The organism is Photorhabdus noenieputensis (assembly GCF_018448935.1).
GTDB lineage: Bacteria > Pseudomonadota > Gammaproteobacteria > Enterobacterales > Enterobacteriaceae > Photorhabdus > Photorhabdus noenieputensis.
The window spans coordinates 1-2,682 of the sequence record NZ_RCWC01000095.1 but is presented as its reverse complement, the minus strand read 5'-3'; the positions used below and the strand labels follow the sequence as shown (position 1 = coordinate 2,682).

General features: G+C 58.0%; 1 protein-coding gene. It reads left to right on the top strand.

All coding sequences use genetic code 11. From position 1 onward, the window contains the following. A partial coding sequence (locus EAE91_RS23215) for a hemagglutinin repeat-containing protein (protein WP_244869010.1) occupies positions 1-2,682 on the top strand: 2,682 nt, incomplete at both ends.

Genomic DNA, 2,682 nt, shown 5'->3' with positions numbered 1-2,682 from the left:
AACACCTGACGGCGCAGGCCGGAAATAACCTGACGCTGACCGCCGGTACAACCTCATCCGACTTAGTGGAGCACAGTAAACAAACCAGTAAAGGCTGGCTGTCGAAATCGTCAGTGGAAACCCACGACGAAGTGCATGACCGACAAGCACTGAGCACCACGTTCAGTGGCGATAAAGTGACTCTACAGGTCGGAAAAGACCTCAATATCCGCGGCAGCAATGTGGCGGGCACACAGGATGTCAGCCTGAACGCCGGTCATCAGCTCACGGTTACCACCGCCGCGGAAGCGCACGATGAAACCCATTTGCGACAGGAGAAAAAATCGGGCCTGATGGGCACCGGCGGCATGGGTTTCACCTTAGGCAAAGCCAGCCAGAAAGTCACCACCGACAGTGACAGCCAGCTTAGCAAAGGCAGCACGGTCGGCAGCAGCCAGGGCAATGTCACTCTCAACGCGGGAGAACAGCTCCGGGTTCACGGCAGCGAGGTGATTGCCGGTAAAGACCTGACGCTGACTGGTCAACAGGTCGATATCACCAGCGCGGAAAACCGCCATCACACCACGACAAAAACCAAACAAAAACAGAGCGGTTTAACCGTGGCGCTGAGTGGCACCGCTGGCGGGGCCGTCAACAGCGCGGTGCAAACAGCCAGAGCCGCCCGCAATGAAAGCGACCCGCGAGTGAAAGCGCTGCAAAACACCCAAGCTGCCCTCAGCGGAGTGCAAGCGGCGCAGGCTGGCCGACTGGCAGAGGCTCAGGGCAGTGACGACAAAAGCAATAACAATCTAGCCGGGGTGAGTCTGTCCTATGGCCGTCAATCCTCCCGTTCAGAACAGCAGCACCGCCAGACCACCCAACAGGGCAGCCATCTCACGGCCGGGGATAACCTCAATATAACCGCCAAAGGGGATGGCAAAGGCGCATCAGGCCAGAATGGCGATATCCGCATTCAGGGCAGCCAGTTACAGGCGGGCAAAGACCTGCAACTGGCTGCTAACCGGGATATTCAGCTCTCCTCCAGCCAGAACACTGAACAGACTACCGGCAAAAACAGCAGTCACGGCAGCTCGCTGGGCGTGGGCCTGACTGTGGGACCGGGAGGCACCGGCCTGAGCGTCTCGGCCAATGTCAGCCGGGGCAACGGCCGTGAAAACGGCAACGGTATCAGTCACACTAACACCACATTACAGGCGGGACAGACCGTCGGGCTGAACAGTGGCCGGGACACGACGTTAAAAGGCGCTCAGGTCAGCGGCGAGCAGATAACTGCCGAGGTGAAACGTCATTTGACATTAAGCAGCGAGCAGAACAGCCAGCGCTATGACAGCAAACAACAGAATGCCAGCGCCGGCGTCAGTGCCACCGTGGGTCCCCTCACCAATGGTACCGCGAGCCTCAATGCCAGCCGCAATAAACTGCACAGCAACTATGACAGCGTGCAGGAGCAGACCGGGCTGTTTGCTGGCAAAGGCGGCTATCAGGTCAACGTCGGTGACCACACCCAACTGGACGGCGCGGTGATAGCGAGTCACGCTGACAAAGCCAAAAACACCCTGAACACCGGGACGCTGGGCTTCAAGGACATTCAAAATCAAGCGGACTTTACTGCCGAACAGCAGAGTGCGGGTGTCAGCCTTGGTAAACCGACCGCCGGTCAGGTCCTGAATAATCTGGCGGTCAATGGGCTGACGGGTTCCAATAACCAGGGCCATGACAGCAGCACCACGCACGCTGCCGTCAGTGAGGGCAACCTGGTTATCCGGGATAAGGCGCACCAGACGCAGGATGTCGCGAACTTAAGTCGCGATACCGATAATGCCGCCAATGTCCTGAGTCCGATATTTGATAAGGAAAAAGAACAACAACGGCTGAAACAGGCGCAACTGATTGGTGAAATCAGCGCCCAGATGACCGAGATAGCCAGTACGGAGGGGAAAATTATCGCCACCAAAGCGGCGAAAGCGAAGCTGGACCATATCAGTGAACCGGACAAAGAGGCCGCCAGAAAAAAACTGGTTGACGGTGGCAATCCACACCCGACTTCGGCGGATATCAATAAGCAAGTTTATGACACCGCTTACACGCAGGCGCTGAATGACTCCGGCTTTGGGACCGGCGGAACCTATCAGAAAGCCTTACAGGCCGCCTCGGCAGCGATTCAGGGCTTAGCGGGCAACAACCTCGGTCAGGCGCTGGCCGGAGGCGCTTCTCCTTATCTGGCGGGCGTGATTAAAGAACTGACGACGGACCCACAAACCCATCAGGTAGATATCGCCACCAATACGCTGGCCCACGCGATTTTAGGCGCGGTGGCGGCGGAAGTGAGCGGTAATAATGCCCTGTCAGGGGCAGCCGGTGCGGCTTCGGGTGAACTGGCAGCTCAGGTCCTGATTAAGCAACTTTACGGCGACGGGGCCAAAGTCAGTGAATTAACGGAGGAGCAGAAGCAAACTATCAGCACCCTTTCCACCCTGGCGGCAGGATTGGCAGGCGGTATTGCCGGTGACTCCACCGCCAGTGCCCTCACTGGGGCGCAGGCCGGGAAGAATGCCATTGAGAATAATGCGCTGGCCTCGCGAAATCTGGGTGATTGCCGCACGCTGTCACCGGAAGCGTGCGGTAAGGCTAAGGAGCTGAGCCAGCGCATTCTGGATAAAGGCTTGCCGTCAGTGGAGGACA